At 69.0% G+C, this 16,376-nt stretch carries 13 protein-coding genes; 9 read left to right on the forward strand and 4 right to left on the reverse strand.

Annotated elements, in window-relative coordinates; all coding sequences use genetic code 11:
- Nucleotides 1–25: 25 nt before the first annotated feature.
- From ABXJ52_RS09190 to polA, 3 genes are all read right to left on the reverse strand, one after another.
- Nucleotides 26–1,729, reverse strand: coding sequence for a lytic transglycosylase domain-containing protein (locus ABXJ52_RS09190; protein ID WP_367040796.1), 1,704 nt, complete (start codon nucleotides 1,727–1,729; stop codon nucleotides 26–28).
- A gap of 200 nt (nucleotides 1,730–1,929) precedes the next feature.
- The gene (locus ABXJ52_RS09195) at nucleotides 1,930–2,385 is read right to left on the reverse strand and encodes a hypothetical protein (protein ID WP_367040798.1); all 456 of its coding nucleotides are present in this window, start codon (nucleotides 2,383–2,385) and stop codon (nucleotides 1,930–1,932) included.
- Between the two features lie 367 nt (nucleotides 2,386–2,752).
- Nucleotides 2,753–5,494 (reverse strand): DNA polymerase I, encoded by a 2,742-nt coding sequence (polA, locus tag ABXJ52_RS09200; RefSeq protein WP_367040800.1) that lies wholly within the window; start codon nucleotides 5,492–5,494, stop codon nucleotides 2,753–2,755.
- A 122-nt stretch (nucleotides 5,495–5,616) separates the two neighbouring features.
- Here polA and ABXJ52_RS09205 point away from each other — a divergent pair, with 122 nt between their 5' ends.
- From ABXJ52_RS09205 to ABXJ52_RS09245, 9 genes are all read left to right on the forward strand, one after another.
- Complete coding sequence (locus ABXJ52_RS09205; RefSeq protein ID WP_367040802.1) at nucleotides 5,617–7,896, forward strand: FdhF/YdeP family oxidoreductase; 2,280 nt, start codon at nucleotides 5,617–5,619, stop codon at nucleotides 7,894–7,896.
- 46 nt (nucleotides 7,897–7,942) lie between these two features.
- Nucleotides 7,943–8,416, forward strand: coding sequence for a hotdog fold thioesterase (locus tag ABXJ52_RS09210; protein ID WP_367040804.1), 474 nt, complete (start codon nucleotides 7,943–7,945; stop codon nucleotides 8,414–8,416).
- A 93-nt stretch (nucleotides 8,417–8,509) separates the two neighbouring features.
- A complete protein-coding gene (locus ABXJ52_RS09215) occupies nucleotides 8,510–8,908 on the forward strand; it encodes a hypothetical protein (protein ID WP_367040805.1) in 399 nt (132 codons plus the stop codon).
- Nucleotides 8,899–9,528 carry a Tat pathway signal sequence domain protein gene (locus ABXJ52_RS09220; RefSeq protein WP_367040806.1) on the forward strand — a complete coding sequence of 210 codons (630 nt, stop codon included), beginning with the start codon at nucleotides 8,899–8,901 and terminating at the stop codon, nucleotides 9,526–9,528. Before ABXJ52_RS09215 ends, ABXJ52_RS09220 begins: the two co-directional genes overlap by 10 nt.
- Before the next feature lie 255 nt (nucleotides 9,529–9,783).
- The gene (locus ABXJ52_RS09225; protein WP_367040807.1) at nucleotides 9,784–11,031 is read left to right on the forward strand and encodes a branched-chain amino acid ABC transporter substrate-binding protein; all 1,248 of its coding nucleotides are present in this window, start codon (nucleotides 9,784–9,786) and stop codon (nucleotides 11,029–11,031) included.
- Between the two features lie 150 nt (nucleotides 11,032–11,181).
- On the forward strand, nucleotides 11,182–12,111 hold the full coding sequence (locus ABXJ52_RS09230) for a branched-chain amino acid ABC transporter permease (protein ID WP_367040809.1): 930 nt from the start codon (nucleotides 11,182–11,184) through the stop codon (nucleotides 12,109–12,111).
- Between the two features lie 5 nt (nucleotides 12,112–12,116).
- On the forward strand, nucleotides 12,117–13,961 hold the full coding sequence (locus tag ABXJ52_RS09235) for a branched-chain amino acid ABC transporter permease (RefSeq protein ID WP_367040811.1): 1,845 nt from the start codon (nucleotides 12,117–12,119) through the stop codon (nucleotides 13,959–13,961).
- A gap of 3 nt (nucleotides 13,962–13,964) precedes the next feature.
- A complete protein-coding gene (locus tag ABXJ52_RS09240) occupies nucleotides 13,965–14,849 on the forward strand; it encodes an ABC transporter ATP-binding protein (protein WP_367040813.1) in 885 nt (294 codons plus the stop codon).
- On the forward strand, nucleotides 14,846–15,562 hold the full coding sequence (locus ABXJ52_RS09245; protein WP_367040815.1) for an ABC transporter ATP-binding protein: 717 nt from the start codon (nucleotides 14,846–14,848) through the stop codon (nucleotides 15,560–15,562). Before ABXJ52_RS09240 ends, ABXJ52_RS09245 begins: the two co-directional genes overlap by 4 nt.
- Nucleotides 15,563–15,646: 84 nt before the next feature.
- Here the strand turns inward: ABXJ52_RS09245 and ABXJ52_RS09250 are convergent, their stop codons facing one another.
- Nucleotides 15,647–16,303, reverse strand: a complete 657-nt coding sequence (locus tag ABXJ52_RS09250) for a response regulator (protein ID WP_367040817.1) — start codon at nucleotides 16,301–16,303, stop codon at nucleotides 15,647–15,649.
- Between the last annotated feature and the right edge of the window lie 73 nt (nucleotides 16,304–16,376).

Here is a 16,376-nt window from a genome sequence, read left to right on the forward strand (position 1 = left end):
CGCGAATGCGTACGGGGGTCCGGGGCTAGGCCGCGGGCGCCGCCACCTTCAGTTCGACCGTGAGCGTCGCGCCGCCCGCGGTGGTGACCCGCATCAGGAACGTGCCCGCGGCGTCGTCGGCGTACATCTTGGGGAGCTTGAGCACGCCGTTGGCGTCCGTCTTCAGGGCCTTGAGGGCGCGGACCGGCTTGCCGTTCGCGTCCTTGAAGTAGGGGCCCTTGTCGTTGGCCGTGGCGTCGGCCGCCGACTTGACCATGGTGGCGGTGGCCGCCACGCGGTCGGCGGCCTCCCCCTTGTAGGTGGCCTTGACCTCGACCTGGTCGGCGAACTCCTTGCCGGGCTCGCAGATCAGTGCCTTGTCGCTGGTCCTGACCAGGGCGTCGGCCTGACGCGCGGTGACCGTCGCCGTGTAGGCGAGGCCGGGCAGCGAGCGGCCGACGACCGTGGCCCTGACCTTGAACTCACCGGTCTTCTCACCCGCCTTGACGACGGGGGCGGTCGCCTTGCCCGACGCGCTCGTGGTGACGGTCGCGCTGGTGGCGCCGCCGGGGAAGCGCGCGTCGGTGTCGCCGACGATCGCGAACCGCACCTTGACTTTGGCCACCGCGGAGCCCGACCTGGACTCCGTGCGCACCTCGACGCGTTCGGCGAAGGCGTCCCCGGCGGTCGCGGCGAGCTTGCCGGTGCCGGCGTCCGCCAGGCTCGCGACCCGCTCGGCGGGCGAGGGGGGCTTCGGGGTCTCGGAGCCGCCGCCGTTCGGCGGAGTGGTCGGGCCGCCGCTGCCGCCGCTGCCGGGCTCGGTGGGCTTTTCGCCACCGGGCTTGTCGTCGCCGGGCTTGGGCGGCTTCGGCGAGGGCGAACCGGATGCCGGGGGCGTGGGCGTCGGGGTCGTGCCGGGGCTGTTGTTGTCGCTGCGGTCGCGCGGCAGGTCGCCCGAGCCGTCGGGGATCTCGCGGATGCCGTCGCGGTAGTGCTCCAGCCACGTCAGGACCGTGTTCAGGTACTCCGTCGAGTGGTTGTAGCTGAGGATCGCCTTGTGCAGGTCGGCCTCGACGGACAGATCGCGGTCGTTCGCGCAGAGGTAGCTTCCGGCGGCGAGCGCTGCGTCGTAGATGTTGTTCGGGTCCGTCTTGCCGTCCGCGTTGCCGTCCTGACCCCAGGTGTCCCACGTCGAGGGGATGAACTGCATGGGGCCGACCGCGCGGTCGTGCGTCCTGTCGCCGTCGTACGCGCCGTTGTCGGTGTCGGTGATCTTCGCGAAGCCGTTGCCGTTGAGGGGCGGGCCGAGGATGTCTCCGACCGTGGTGCCGTTCGCGTCCACGCGGCCGCCACGCGCCTGCCCGGACTCGACCTTGCCTATCGCGGCGAGCAGCTCCCAGGGGAGGTTGCAGCCCGGCTTGGACGTGGCCAGGGACGCCTCGGCCTTCTTGTACGCGTCGAGGACGGTGGCCGGGATCTCCGAGTCGGTTGCGGCGTCGCCGGTGCCGCCGTCGGGCGGTCCGGTCGGCGGGACCGGGCTCTTCAGCTCCGGAAGATCGGTGTAGTAGGGGGAGTTACCGGTCGCGGAGTCCTCGGCCGGCGGTGTGGCGCCGGATGCCCCCGCCCGCTCGTCGCGCGGGACGTCCGTCACGCCCGGGGCCTGGGACGCCGCGAGCGCGGCCACCGCCGCCGCGGCCACCGCGGTGGTCACCGCTCCCCTGCGCAACCGCCTGCCGAATACCGCCGCCATGACCGTGAACCCCTCCCCTTGACGACTGTGCGTGCCGCCGCCCACTCTGCTGTGTTCCCCGTTGTGCTCCCCAGCGGGCCGACTCAGGCGACACTACGACAACTTCCAGCGCCCAGACACCCGTTCGTGCCCGGTTTTCACCGGTTGGCCGCGTCCTGTTCGGGTGGGGCGTCGGTCGGGGCGTCGCAGCGCGCGTCGTTCTACGAGGTGAGCTGCTGCCCTGTCGCGCGGCCCTTGTGGAGAGCGCGGTGCACGGCCCGGGATACGCGTTCGATGGTGCGGGCCGCGTACTTCGTCGTGGGGTGGTCGTGCGAGAGGTCTCGGCCCCAGGCCTGGGCACGGCGCAGGGCCGCCTCCATGATCATGACCTTGGCGACGCTCGCGGTGTCGTAGCGGCGGCTACTGCCGAGGGCGCAGCTGAGGCCCGTGGCGGGGTCGTGGAGGGCGACGGACACGGTGCTCCGCCGGGCGACCAGGGCGGCGCGGAGGTCGCGGATGAGCTGTGCGGCGAGGGTGGGGTCGCTGCGGGCGGCGTGGGAGGCCGCGCGTTGCGCCGCGCTGGCTCGGGCGGCGCTCGCGGGTATCGGCGGGGGGACGAGGGCTGTGGCTAGGGCCGTGGCTATGACCGCCCGGCAGTTTCGCAGGTGAAGGGCCATGCGGTCATCGTGGCCGGGGCGCCTTGGCGGGGCTCGGGGGCGGGGGCCACTAGGGTGAGGCCGGAATTATGTACAAAATGTCCCGAATCACCGCAGGGGTGCCGGATCGCCGCGCGGGTGCCGGATCGCCGCACGACGGCCGGATCGCCGCACGGGGGGCCGGATCACCGCACGGGGGCCGGATCACCGCACGAGGGCCGGATCACCGCACGAGGGCCGGATCACCGCACGAGGGCCGGATCACCGCACGAGGGCCGGATCACCGCACGGCTGCAATGTGCAGCGCGTGCGGTGATCGGGGACGAATCCGGCGAAGCCGGTGCTGCGCGGAGCGCCAGGCCCCCTCCGCTCAAGCCCGGCGCGGCCCTCAGTGCGCGGCGGACTCCCAGTCCGCTCCCACGCCCACCGACACGTCCAGCGGGGCTCGCAGCGACGCCGCGCCCGCCATTTCGCGGCGGACGAGCTTCTCCACCTCGGCGCGCTCGCCCGGTGCGATCTCCAGGACGATTTCGTCGTGCACCTGGAGCAGCATGCGGGAGTCGAGCTTCGCCTCCGTCAGCGCGCGGTGCACGTTCAGCATGGCGATCTTGACGATGTCCGCCGCCGTGCCCTGGATGGGCGCGTTCAGGGCCATCCGCTCGGCCATCTCGCGGCGCTGGCGGTTGTCGCTGTTGAGGTCGGGGAGATACCGGCGGCGGCCCAGCATCGTCTCCGTGTAGCCCGTCGCGCGGGCCTCGTCGACGGCCCGGCGCAGATAGTCCCGGACGCCGCCGAACCGCTCGAAGTAGGTGTCCATCAGCGCGCGGGCCTCGCCCGCCTCGATGTTCAGCTGCTGGGAGAGGCCGAACGCGGAGAGGCCGTACGCCAAGCCGTACGACATGGCCTTGATCTTGCGGCGCATCTCGGCGTCGACGGCGGTGCCCTCGACGGAGAAGACCTGCGAGGCGACCGTGGTGTGCAGGTCCTCGCCGGAGCTGAACGCCTCCAGGAGGCCCTCGTCCTCGGAGAGGTGGGCCATCACGCGCAGTTCGATCTGGCTGTAGTCCGCGGTCATCAGGGACTCGAAGCCCTCGCCGACCACGAAGCCGCGCCGGATCGCCCGGCCCTCGTCCGTGCGGACCGGGATGTTCTGCAGGTTCGGTTCCGTCGAGGACAGGCGTCCCGTCGCCGCGACCGTCTGGTTGAACGTCGTGTGGATGCGGCCGTCCGCGGCGATCGACTTGATGAGGCCCTCGACCGTGACGCGGAGCTTCGCCTGCTCGCGGTGGCGGAGCATGATGACCGGCAGTTCGTTCTCGGTCTGGGCCGCGAGCCAGGCCAGGGCGTCCGCGTCCGTGGTGTACCCGGTCTTGGTCTTCTTCGTCTTGGGGAGGTTCAGCTCACCGAAGAGGACTTCCTGGAGCTGCTTGGGCGAGCCGAGGTTGAACTCGCGGCCCGCCGCCGCGTGCGCCTCCTTCACCGCCTGCTGCACCGCGCCCGCGAACTGCTGCTCCATCGCCTCCAGATGGGCGCGGTCGGCCGCGATGCCGTGCCGCTCCAGGCGGGCCAGGAGAGTCGACGTCGGCAGCTCGATGTCGGTGAGGAGGTTGCCCGCGCCCACCTCGGGCAGCTTCTCGCCGAAGGCCGTGCCCAGGTCGAGGATCGTGCGGGCCTGCGACATCAGTGCGTCGGCCTCGGCACGGTCGTCCTCCTCCGTACCGAAGGCGAGCTGCCCTTCGGCCGCCGACGCGGGCGCGAGCTCCCGGCCCAGGTACTCCAGGGAAAGGGCGTCCAGGGCGAAGGAGCGGCGGCCGGGCTTGACCAGGTACGCGGCGAGCGCCGTGTCCATGGAGACGCCGTCCACCGTCCAGCCGTGCTCGGGGAAGACCCGCATCGTGGCCTTGGCGTTGTGCAGGACCTTGGGCTTCTTCGGGTCGGAGACCCAGGCGGCGAAGGCCTTCTCGTCGGCCTCGTCCAGGCGGGAGGGGTCGAACCAGGCCGCCGCTCCCCCGGCCGCCGCGAGGGCGACCTCGGTCACCGAGCCCATGCCGAGCTGCCAGGTGTCGACCGTGGCCATGCCGAGGACCGCGTTGCCGTGCTCCGTGAGCCACGGGGCGAGCTCACCCGTGCCGATCACCGTGCCGTCCAGCTCCACGCCGGGCTCGGCCGGGGTCTGATCGGCCACCTCGGCACCGGGGTCCACGGCCAGCAGTCGCTCGCGCAGCGAGGGGTTACGGATCTCCAGGGTGTCCAGGACCATGGCGAGGGCCGTGCGGTCGTACGGAGCGCGCTCCAGGTCGGTGACCTGCCTGGGGAGCTCGACGTCGCGGACCATCTCCGTGAGGACGCGGTTCAGCTTCACCGCGTCCAGGTGGTCGCGGAAGTTCTGTCCGGCCTTGCCCTTGACCTCTTCGGCACGCTCGACGAGGTCCGCGAAGGAACCGAACTGGTTGATCCACTTCGCGGCGGTCTTCTCGCCCACACCGGGGATGCCGGGGAGGTTGTCGGACGGGTCGCCGCGCAGGGCCGCGAAGTCCGGATACTGGCTGGGCGTGAGGCCGTACTTCTCCTCGACCTTCTCCGGGGTGAAGCGCGTCAGCTCCGATACGCCCTTGGTCGGGTACAGCACGGTCACGTGGTCGGTGATCAGCTGGAAGGAGTCGCGGTCACCGGTGACGATCAGGACGTCGAAGCCGGCCGCCTCGGCCTGGGTGGCGAGGGTGGCGATGACGTCGTCCGCCTCGAAGCCGTCCACCGCGAACCGCACGGCGTTCATCGCGTCGAGGACCTCGCCGATCAGCTCGACCTGCCCCTTGAACTCGTCCGGGGTCTTGGAGCGGTTCGCCTTGTACTCCGGGAACTCCGTGGAGCGCCACGTCTTGCGTGAGACGTCGAAGGCCACCGCGAAGTGCGTGGGCGCCTCGTCGCGCAGGGTGTTCGCCAGCATCGACGCGAAGCCGTAGATCGCGTTCGTCGGCTGGCCCGTCGCGGTCGTGAAGTTCTCCGCGGGCAGCGCGAAGAACGCCCGGTAGGCCAGGGAGTGCCCGTCCATGAGGAGCAGGCGCGGACGCTGCTCGCCACTCGGCTTCGTCGCGGTCTCGGACTTCTTCTTCGCTGCTTTTTCTGCCACGTCCCCGATCCTGCCACGCCCCACTGACAGTCCGGTCCAACCCTCACCCGCGACCGCGCTGTCAGCGGCGCGTGGGAGGATCGAAGACGTAGCTCACGCACGTGCTCGAAGGGGAGCCGACCATGGCAAGGAAGTCGCCCAAGGGTGATCCGGTCCAGGACGCGCCGCAGGTCGCGCAGGCGCAGCACGCCGCGGCGGGCCTTCCCGCCATCGGTCACTCGCTGCGCATGGCCCAGCAGCAGATGGGGGTGCGCCGCACGGCGCTGACGCTCCTGCGGGTCAATCAGAAGGACGGCTTCGACTGCCCCGGCTGCGCCTGGCCCGAGCCGGAGCACCGGCACGCGGCGGAGTTCTGCGAGAACGGCGCGAAGGCGGTCGCCGAGGAGGCCACGCTGCGCCGCGTCACCCCCGACTTCTTCGCCGCGCACCCCGTGGCCGACCTCGCCACCCGCAGTGGGTACTGGCTGGGCCAGCAGGGCCGCCTCACCCACCCGATGTATCTGGCCGAGGGCGCCGAGCGCTACGAGGCCGTTTCCTGGGAGCGGGCCTTCGACATCATCGGCGAGGAGCTCGCCGCGCTGGAAAGCCCGGACGAGTCCGTCTACTACACCTCGGGCCGCACCAGCAACGAAGCGGCGTTCCTGTACCAGCTGTTCGCCCGCGAGCTGGGCACGAACAACCTGCCCGACTGCTCGAACATGTGCCATGAGTCGTCCGGCTCCGCCCTCACGGAGACCATCGGCATCGGCAAGGGCAGCGTCCTGCTCGAAGACCTCTACAAGTCGGATCTGATCATCGTCGCCGGGCAGAACCCGGGCACGAACCATCCGCGCATGCTCTCCGCCCTGGAGAAGGCGAAGAACAACGGCGCGAGGATCATCACGGTCAATCCGCTGCCCGAGGCCGGCCTGGAGCGCTTCAAGAACCCGCAGACCCCGCAGGGCATGCTCAAGGGCACCGCCCTCACCGACCTCTTCCTGCAGATCCGCCTCGGCGGCGACCAGGCCCTGTTCCGCCTCCTGAACAAGCTCATCCTCGACACCGAGGGAGCGGTCGACGAGGAGTTCGTCCGCGAACACACCCATGGGTACGAGGAGTTCACCGAGGCGGCGCGCGGCGCCGACTGGGACGAGACCCTCGCCGCGACCGGTCTCACGCGCGAGCGCATCGAGGAGGCCCTCGCCATGGTCCTCGCCTCGAAGCGCACCGTCGTGTGCTGGGCGATGGGCCTGACCCAGCACAAGCACTCCGTGCCGACGATCCGCGAGGTCGTCAACTTCCTTCTGCTGCGCGGCAACATCGGCCGCCCGGGCGCGGGCGTCTGCCCGGTGCGGGGGCACTCGAACGTGCAGGGCGACCGCACGATGGGCATCTTCGAGCGGCCCGCCCCGGCCTTCCTCGACGCCCTGGAAAGGGAGTTCGGCTTCGCGCCGCCGCGCGAGCACGGCCTGGACGTCGTCCGCGCGATCAAGGCGCTGCGGGACGGCGAGGCGAAGGTGTTCTTCGCGATGGGCGGCAACTTCGTGGCGGCGTCGCCCGACACGGAGGTGACGGAGGCGGCGATGCGCAAGGCCCGCCTGACCGTCCACGTGTCGACGAAGCTGAACCGCTCGCATGCGGTCACGGGCGCGCGTGCGCTGATCCTGCCGACGCTCGGGCGCACCGAGCGGGATGTCCAGGGTGGCGGCGAGCAGTTCGTGACCGTCGAGGACTCCATGGGCATGGTGCACGCATCCCGCGGCCGCCTGGAGCCCGCGAGCCCGCATCTGCTCTCCGAGCCGGCCATCGTGTGCCGCCTCGCCCGCCGCGTCCTCGGCCCCGAATCGGCCACGCCCTGGGAGGAGTTCGAGAAGGACTACGCCACGGTGCGCGACCGCATCGCGCGCGTGATCCCCGGCTTCGAGGACTTCAACGCGCGCGTCGCCGACCCCGCGGGCTTCGCCCTGCCGCACGCCCCGCGCGACGAGCGCCGCTTCCCCACGGCCACCGGCAAGGCCAACTTCACCGCGGCGCCCGTCGAGTTCCCCGACCTGCCCAAGGGCCGCCTGCTGCTCCAGACGCTGCGCTCGCACGACCAGTACAACACCACGATCTACGGCCTCGACGACCGCTACAGGGGCATCAAGAACGGCCGCCGCGTCGTCCTGGTCAACCCCGAGGACGCCCGTGAGCTGAACCTCGCCGACGGGTCGTACGCCGACCTCGTCAGCGAGTGGAAGGACGGCGTCGAGCGGCGCGCGCCGGGCTTCAGGATCGTGCACTATCCGACGGCCCGGGGCTGCGCGGCGGCGTACTACCCCGAGACGAACGTCCTGGTCCCGCTGGACGCGACCGCCGACACCAGCAATACCCCCGCCAGCAAGTCCGTCGTCGTACGCCTGGAACAATCAGGGACCGACTGAGCGTTCGCTCAGCGACTGGTGAGGACGACGAACGGAGCCGGGCCCCATGGGTGAGCAGCACAGCGTGAAGTTCCCGCAAGAGGTCATCGACGAGTACGCCGCGCTGGGCGTGGACCTGCCCGCCCTCTTCTCCGCGGGCGACCTGGGCACCCGGATGGGCGTCGAGATCGTCGAGGCCTCCGCCGAGCGCGTCGTGGGCACCATGCCGGTCGAGGGCAACACCCAGCCGTACGGCCTGCTGCACGGCGGCGCCTCCGCCGTGCTCGCCGAGACCCTCGGCTCGGTCGGCTCGATGTTGCACGGCGGCAGCACGAAGCTCGCCGTCGGCGTCGACCTGAACTGCACGCACCACCGCGGCGCGCGTTCGGGCCTGGTCACCGGCGTGGCGACGCCCGTACACCGGGGCCGCTCCACGGCGACGTACGAGATCGTGATCACCGACGAGCAGGACAAGCGGGTGTGCACCGCGCGGCTGACCTGCCTGCTGCGTGACGTGCAGCCCGACAGCTCTGCCGCGTAAGGCGGTTGACGGACGCCGCAGGCGGTTCACGGCGGCCGAAGGCGAGCGCCCCACGCATTGTCGGAGCGTGGGGCGCCGGTCTAGCGTCGGTGCATGAGGCACCGGAAACCGCTCTGTGCGCTCGCCTTCGTCACCCTCCTCGCCGCCCCTGTGGCCGCCGGATGCGGGAGTTCACCCTCCGCCGACGCCCCCCGCAGCGAGAGCCCCCGGCCCTCCCCCGCCACCACATCCCCCGAGGACCTCTGCACGGCCCTGATCACCAAGTGGGGGCGGCAGATCTACGACTCGGGCAAGGAGACCTACGGCGACTACCAGTCGATGGGCCTCTCCAACGGTCAGTACATGATCCTGCGGGACACCCTCGACCTGGCCCGCCGCGAGCGCGAGCGCCAAGGGTCCGACGCGGGACGCAAGTTGATCGCCCGTCAGGCCCGTGAGCGCTGCGCGGAGCGCTACCGCCACGGGGTGCCGAGCGGCGGGCCGTGGGCGTGAACGCCATCGGCCCCATCGAGCCCGGCGACGACACCCATGAGACCCGAGCCGCCCGCCCCACGGATCCAACCGCCGCCCCCGCCCGGCCCCGCCCGCTCCTCACCCGGCGCCGCCGCACCCTCCTGGCCCTCGCCGCGGCCATGATCGTCGCCGCCGCCGGTCTCGGCCTCTATCTGACCCGCCCGCGGCCCCCCGAGCCCCCGCCGCCGCTCCACCCGTCGCAGACCGTGTCCGTGACCTACCGGGGCGACATGGCGCACCCACGGGCCGGCGACCGCACGTTCGGCTTCACCGTCGCCCTGCGCCAGGACTCGGGGCCGCCGGTTTCCGTCAGACGGATCACCCAGACGTCGGAAGGACTGTCGGTCACTGTCGCCCCCCATACCCCATTCACTGTGGAAACGGGAACCCCTCGGACGGCACACATCACGATGCACATTCGCGAATGCGGAAAGGTGCAGCGGAATGCCGGACTCCCTTTCCTGGTCGTAACACTGCGTAATGCGCGCGCAATGCAGTTACAGAGCTTCATCCTCGGCGAGAGGTACGCAAAAGATCTTTCCGCGGCCCTGACAGCCGCATGCCCCCCGAACACTGATGTCATGAGTAAAGCACCCTGACAGTCCTGCAAGTTCTCAGCATGCGGGATGCACCGAAGGTGGCCTATTCCGCCCCAACCACCCCCTGAGTTCCAGCCCGGAATACTCCGTGGCATAACAAGAGCGTCACACCTTTGGCCTGACCACTCCACCAGGAACAAAGCGGCCCTTAGAGTCACGGCCAGTCACCGCGCCCACCGGATTCCTGTCAGTTCGGTTCCGCGCTCGACTCGGCCACCCAACAGGGGACGGCCGTGCCAGGGGAAAGGACTGATCGTGCGTCAACGTTCGCTCATAGCCATCACCGCTGCACTCACCGCGGGGGCACTCACCCTCACCGCCTGTGGCTCACGCGACGACAAGGACAAGGAAGACTCCGCGGGCGGCGGCACCACCGTGGTCATCGGCGTCGACGCGCCGCTGACCGGCGACCTGTCCGCGCTGGGCCTCGGCATCCGCAACTCCGTGGATCTCGCCGCCAAGCAGGCCAACGAGAAGAAGTACGTCGACGGCATCACCTTCAAGGTGGAGTCCGCCGACGACCAGGGACAGCCCGCGTCAGGCCAGACCAACGCGACCAAGTTCGTCGCCAACAAGGACATCCTCGGCGCCGTCGGCCCCCTGAACTCCTCCGTCGGCGAGTCGATGCAGAAAGTCTTCGACGACGCGAAGCTCGTCCAGGTCTCCCCCGCCAACACCAACCCGGCCATGACCCAGGGCCAGGACTGGAACGGCGGCAAGAAGGTCCGCCCGTACAAGGCCTACTTCCGCACGGCCACCACGGACGCCATCCAGGGCCCGTTCGCCGCGCAGTACCTCTACAACGAGGCCAAGAAGAAGAAGGTCTTCGTCGTCGACGACAAGAAGACCTACGGCGCAGGCCTCGCCGCCACCTTCAAGGCCGAGTTCACCAAGCTCGGCGGCAAGGTCGCCGGCACCGAGCACGTGAACCCGGACACCAAGGACTTCGGCGCCGTCGCCACCAAGATCAAGAACTCTGACGCGGACGTCGTCTACTACGGCGGCGAGTACCCCGCCGCAGGCCCGCTCAGCAAGCAGATGAAGAAGGCCGGAGCCAAGATCCCGCTCGTCGGCGGAGACGGCATCTACAGCGCCGACTTCGTCAAGCTCGCAGGCAAGGAAGGCAAGGGCGACTACGCCACCTCCGTCGGCCAGCCCGTCGAAGAACTGCCCTCCGCCAAGGAGTTCATCGCCAACTACAAGAAGGCCGGCTACAAGGAGGCCTACGAGGCCTACGGCGGCTACTCCTACGACTCCGCCTGGGCGATCATCGAAGCCGTCAAGAAGGTCGTCGAGGACAACGACGGCAAAGTGCCCGACGACGCCCGCGCCAAGATCGTCGAAGCCATGCAGGACGTCTCCTTCGACGGCGTGACCGGCAAGGTCTCCTTCGACGAATACGGCGACGCCACCAACAAGCAACTCACCGTGTACCAGGTCAAGTCCACCGAGGACCCGACCAAGGGCTGGAAGCCCGTCAAGTCCGGCACCTTCACCGGCTGACCCACCCCGCAGCACGACACCACCGCGCGGGGCGCTGCCTCAGACAGCGCCCCGCGCGGCGTCGCATCCGTCACCTAAGCCGTACGCCCTGCGAGGCCCACCGCCACCGCCCGCAGGCCGAACGACACCGAAAGACTCGGAGGACCTGCGGTGCACGAACTGCCGCAACAGCTGGTCAACGGCCTGCTACTGGGATCCATGTACGGCCTGATCGCCATCGGCTACACAATGGTCTACGGCATCGTCCAGCTCATCAACTTCGCCCACGGCGAGATCTTCATGGTCGGCGGCTTCGGCGCCCTCACCGTCTGGCTGTGGCTGCCCGGCGGCACCAGCATGTGGCTCGCCCTGCCCCTCATGCTCATAGGCGCCGTCATCGTCTCCACCCTCATAGCGGTCGGAGCCGAACGCTTCGCCTACCGCCCCCTGCGCGGCGCACCCCGCCTCGCCCCCCTCATCACCGCCATCGGCCTCTCCCTCGCACTCCAGCAAGCCGTCTGGGCCTGGTACCCCAACGCGAAGTCGTCCCGCACCTTCCCCGAAATGCCCGGCGACTCCATCCACCTGGGCTCCATCACCATCCAGCCCGGCGACATCTTCCTGCTGATCACCGCCCCGATCTGCATGTTCGCCCTCGGCTACTTCGTGATGAAGACCCGCGTCGGACGCGGCATGCAAGCCACCGCACAGGACCCCGACACCGCCAAACTCATGGGCGTCAACACCGACCGCGTCATCGTCGTCGCCTTCGCGATCGGCGCCGCCTTCGCCGGCATCGCCGCCGTCGCCTACGGATTCCGCTACGGAGAAGTCCAGTTCCGCATGGGCTTCCTCTGGGGCCTCAAAGCCTTCACCGCCGCCGTACTCGGAGGCATCGGCAACATCTACGGCGCCATGATCGGCGGCCTCGTCCTCGGCATCGCCGAAGCCATGGCCACCGCCTACATGAACGACATCCCCGGCATGAGCCAGCTCGGCGGGCAGTCCTGGGCCGACGTCTGGGCCTTCGTACTCCTCATCGTCGTACTCCTCGTCAGGCCACAAGGTCTCCTTGGCGAGCGCGTCGCGGACAGGGCGTGACAACCATGACCACACAGACCACCGCGGCCGACGCGCCCACCCCCAAGCAGGACCACACCCCCACCGGCCTCATCGCCATCCCCGAGGGCCCCGCCCGCGCACTGGCCACCGGCGGCGGCATCCTCACCGTCATCTCCACGTTCATGGCATGGACCTGGACCGCGAAATTCCCCGGCGACCTCACCGTCTACGGCTACCCCGGCGGCCTCCAGGTCCTCGTCCTGATCGCCGGAACCCTGACCACGCTCTTCGGCCTCGCCTCCTACGGCGTCAAGGGCATACGCGCACTCGCCCCCGGCGGCGCCGACGCCGCCCTCAAGTACGCGGCCCTCGCCGCCTTCGCCACCACCTGGTACACGATCATCTCGATCAGCTACCAGCTCGGCGGCCTCGCCAACCTGGACCCCGGCGGCTGGGTCGCCGCCATCGCCACCCTGGCCGCCTTCACCGGCGCCCTCGCCCTGCCCTTCGTACGGCCACACACCTACGCGGTCGACCCGGAGGACAGCAGCAGCGAGCAGATCAAACACCACCTGCGCAACGGGATGACCATCTTCAAGGGCGCCTTCGCCGCCCAGGCCCCACCCACGCCCCGCAAACTCCCCAGCTACATCGAGATCCTGATCATCGTCGCCGCACTCGCCGTCGGCCTCCTGGTCTTCACCTACGGCATCGGCACCGAATACGACGAACTCTTCATCGGCTTCCTCATCACCGTGGCCTTCAGCTTCGCCGCGCTGTCCAAAGCCGGACTCGTCGCCCACGTCTCCACCTACACCGCACGACACCGCAACATCACACTCGGCGGCGCCTTCGCCGCCGCCGCGGCCTTCCCGTTCACCCAGAGCGACGACCAGTACGCCACCATCGGCGTCTACATCCTCATCTTCGCCACCGTCGCACTCGGCCTGAACATCGTCGTCGGCCTCGCAGGACTCCTCGACCTCGGATACGTCGCCTTCCTCGGCGTCGGCGCCTACGCGGCATCCATGGTCTCCGGATCCCCCTCCTCACCCTTCGACGTCCACCTGCCGTTCTGGGGCGCCATCCTCGTCGGCGCCGGCGCATCACTCATCTTCGGCGTACTCATCGGCGCCCCGACCCTGCGACTGCGCGGCGACTACCTCGCCATCGTCACCCTCGGCTTCGGAGAGATCTTCCGGCTCGTCGCGATGAACTCCGACGGCACATCGGGCCCCGACATCACCAACGGCTCGAACGGCATCTCCTCGATCCCGAACCTCAAGATCCTCGGCTTCGACTTCGGCATCGAACACAGCATCTTCGGCGTCACCATCGGCCGATTCGCGAACTACTTCTTCCTGATGCTGCTCATCACCCTCGTCGTCGTCCTCGTCTTCCGACGCAGCGGCGACTCCCGCATCGGACGCGCCTGGGTCGCCATCCGCGAGGACGAGACCGCGGCACTCGCCATGGGCATCAACGGCTTCCGCGTGAAGCTCATCGCCTTCGCGCTCGGCGCCACACTCGCCGGACTCGCGGGCACGGTGCAGGCACACGTCACCTACACCGTCACACCCGAGCAGTACCAGTTCGCCAACACGGTCCCGCCCAACTCGGCGTTCCTCCTCGCCGCCGTCGTCCTCGGCGGCATGGGCACCATCAGCGGACCCCTCGTCGGCGCGGCGCTGCTCTACCTCATCCCCAGCAAACTCTCGTTCCTGGGCGACTACCAGCTCTTCGCCTTCGGCCTCGCACTCGTGCTGCTCATGCGCTTCCGCCCCGAAGGCCTCATCCCCAACCGCCGCCGCCAGCTCGAATTCCACGAAGCCGAACTGGCCCCCGGCGACACGCCGCCACCCACAGTCCTCAGCAAGACAGGGGCCTGAGCCATGACCACCGACACCACCACCAGCAAGGACAGCCCCGCCGCGACGCCGGCCGGACAGACCGTCCTGGACGCCCGAGGCGTCACCATGCGCTTCGGCGGCCTCACCGCCGTACGCTCCGTCGACCTCACCGTCAACAGCGGCGAAATCGTCGGCCTCATCGGCCCCAACGGCGCCGGCAAAACCACCTTCTTCAACTGCCTCACCGGCCTCTACATCCCCACCGAAGGCGAAGTCCGGTACAAGGACAAGGTCCTGCCCAGCAAGTCCTTCAAGGTCACCGCGGCCGGCGTGGCCCGCACCTTCCAGAACATCCGCCTCTTCGCCAACATGACCGTCCTGGAAAACGTCCTCGTCGGCCGCCACACACGCACCAAAGAAGGCCTCTGGTCGGCCCTCCTGCGCGGCCCCGGCTTCCACAAGGCGGAAGCCAAGTCCAGGGAACGCGCCCTGGAACTCCTGGAGTTCGTCGGCCTCGCCGACAAGGCCGAACACCTCTCCCGCAACCTGCCCTACGGCGAACAGCGCAAGCTGGAAATCGCCCGCGCGCTGGCCAGCGAACCGGGCCTGCTCCTCCTGGACGAGCCCACCGCGGGCATGAACCCGCAAGAAACCCGCGCCACCGAAGAACTCGTCCTCGCCATCCGCGACATGGGCATCGCCGTCCTCGTCATCGAGCACGACATGCGCTTCATCTTCAACCTGTGCGACCGCGTAGCCGTACTCGTCCAAGGCGAGAAACTCGTCGAGGGCGACAGCGAAACCGTCCAACAGGACGACCGCGTCATCGCCGCCTACCTGGGCGAACCCTTCGAAGGAGCCCCCGGCAGCACAGAAGCCGACGCCACGGGCAACGACTCGACGGGCAACGAGGAGAACAACCGATGACCGCACTGCTCGAAGTCGAAGACCTCAAAGTCGCCTACGGCAAGATCGAAGCCGTCAAAGGCATCTCCTTCAAGGTCGAAGCCGGCGAAGTCGTCACCCTGATCGGCACCAACGGCGCAGGCAAGACCACCACACTGCGCACACTCTCCGGACTGCTCAAGCCCGTCGGCGGCTCCATCAAATTCAACGGGAAAGCACTACGGAAATACCGCGCCGACCAGATCGTCTCCCTCGGCCTCGCCCACTCCCCCGAGGGCCGGCACATCTTCCCGCGCATGACGATCGAGAACAATCTACGGCTCGGCGCATACCTGCGCAGCGACAAGGCCGCCATCGAAAAGGACATCGCGCGCGCCTACGAACTCTTCCCCATCCTCGGAGAACGCAGAAAGCAAGCAGCGGGCACACTCTCCGGCGGCGAACAACAAATGCTCGCCATGGGCCGCGCCCTCATGTCCCAGCCCAAACTGCTCATGCTCGACGAACCCTCCATGGGCCTGTCACCGATCATGATGCAGAAGATCATGGCCACCATCGCCGAACTCAAATCCCAGGGCACGACCATTCTCCTCGTCGAGCAGAACGCCCAAGCGGCACTCTCACTCGCCGACCACGGTCACGTCATGGAGGTCGGCAAGATCGTCCTCTCCGGATCGGGGAACGACCTGCTCCACGACGAGTCGGTGCGGAAGGCGTACCTCGGCGAGGACTAGGACTCCGTCCCGGCATACGGAAATGGCCCGCACCCCGGCTTCGGGGTGCGGGCCATCTCTCGTACGAGTCCTGAGAGCCGTGGACTACTGCCCCTTGGCCGCCTTCTTCTCGTCGGCATCCTCAATGACAGCCTCCGCGACCTGCTGCATCGAAAGCCGCCGGTCCATCGACGTCTTCTGGATCCAGCGAAACGCGGCGGGCTCCGTCAGGCCGTACTCCGTCTGAAGAATCGACTTCGCCCGGTCCACCAGCTTCCGCGTCTCCAGACGCAAGGTGAGGTCCGCGACCTCACTCTCCAGCGTCTTCAGCTCAGCGAAACGCGAGACGGCCATCTCGATGGCCGGCACCACGTCGGTCTTGCTGAAGGGCTTCACCAGGTACGCCATCGCGCCCGCGTCCCTGGCCCGCTCCACCAGGTCACGCTGCGAGAACGCGGTCAGCATGAGCACCGGGGCGATGCTTTCCTCGGCGATCTTCTCGGCCGCCGAGATGCCGTCCATGACGGGCATCTTCACGTCGAGGATCACCAGGTCCGGCTGGTGCTCGCGGGCCAGCTCGACGGCTTTCTCCCCGTCACCGGCCTCACCGACGACGGTGTAACCCTCTTCCTCGAGCATCTCTTTGAGGTCGAGCCGGATGAGAGCCTCGTCCTCGGCGATGACGACACGGGTCGTCAGCGGAGGCACGTGCGACTTGTCGTCGTCATCGGCTACGGGCTGGGGCGACTCGGGGGAAGTCACGGGGGCTCCTAGGTGCGGGGCAGGTTACTGCTTGCCTTGAGCCTACCTAGCTCCTGTATGTTTGAGGCACGGC

The organism is Streptomyces sp. Je 1-332, from assembly GCF_040730185.1.
Taxonomy (GTDB): Bacteria; Actinomycetota; Actinomycetes; order Streptomycetales; family Streptomycetaceae; genus Streptomyces.

What these genes read in the sequence shown, in the direction of transcription:
- ABXJ52_RS09190 (WP_367040796.1), bottom strand. Translation starts at nt 1,729, where the DNA reads ATGGCGGCGGTATTCGGCAGGCGGTTGCGCAGGGGAGCGGTGACCACC.
- ABXJ52_RS09195 (WP_367040798.1), bottom strand. Translation starts at nt 2,385, where the DNA reads ATGGCCCTTCACCTGCGAAACTGCCGGGCGGTCATAGCCACGGCCCTA.
- ABXJ52_RS09205 (WP_367040802.1), top strand. Translation starts at nt 5,617, where the DNA reads ATGGCAAGGAAGTCGCCCAAGGGTGATCCGGTCCAGGACGCGCCGCAG.
- ABXJ52_RS09210 (WP_367040804.1), top strand. Translation starts at nt 7,943, where the DNA reads ATGGGTGAGCAGCACAGCGTGAAGTTCCCGCAAGAGGTCATCGACGAG.
- ABXJ52_RS09215 (WP_367040805.1), top strand. Translation starts at nt 8,510, where the DNA reads ATGAGGCACCGGAAACCGCTCTGTGCGCTCGCCTTCGTCACCCTCCTC.
- ABXJ52_RS09235 (WP_367040811.1), top strand. Translation starts at nt 12,117, where the DNA reads ATGACCACACAGACCACCGCGGCCGACGCGCCCACCCCCAAGCAGGAC.
- ABXJ52_RS09240 (WP_367040813.1), top strand. Translation starts at nt 13,965, where the DNA reads ATGACCACCGACACCACCACCAGCAAGGACAGCCCCGCCGCGACGCCG.
- ABXJ52_RS09245 (WP_367040815.1), top strand. Translation starts at nt 14,846, where the DNA reads ATGACCGCACTGCTCGAAGTCGAAGACCTCAAAGTCGCCTACGGCAAG.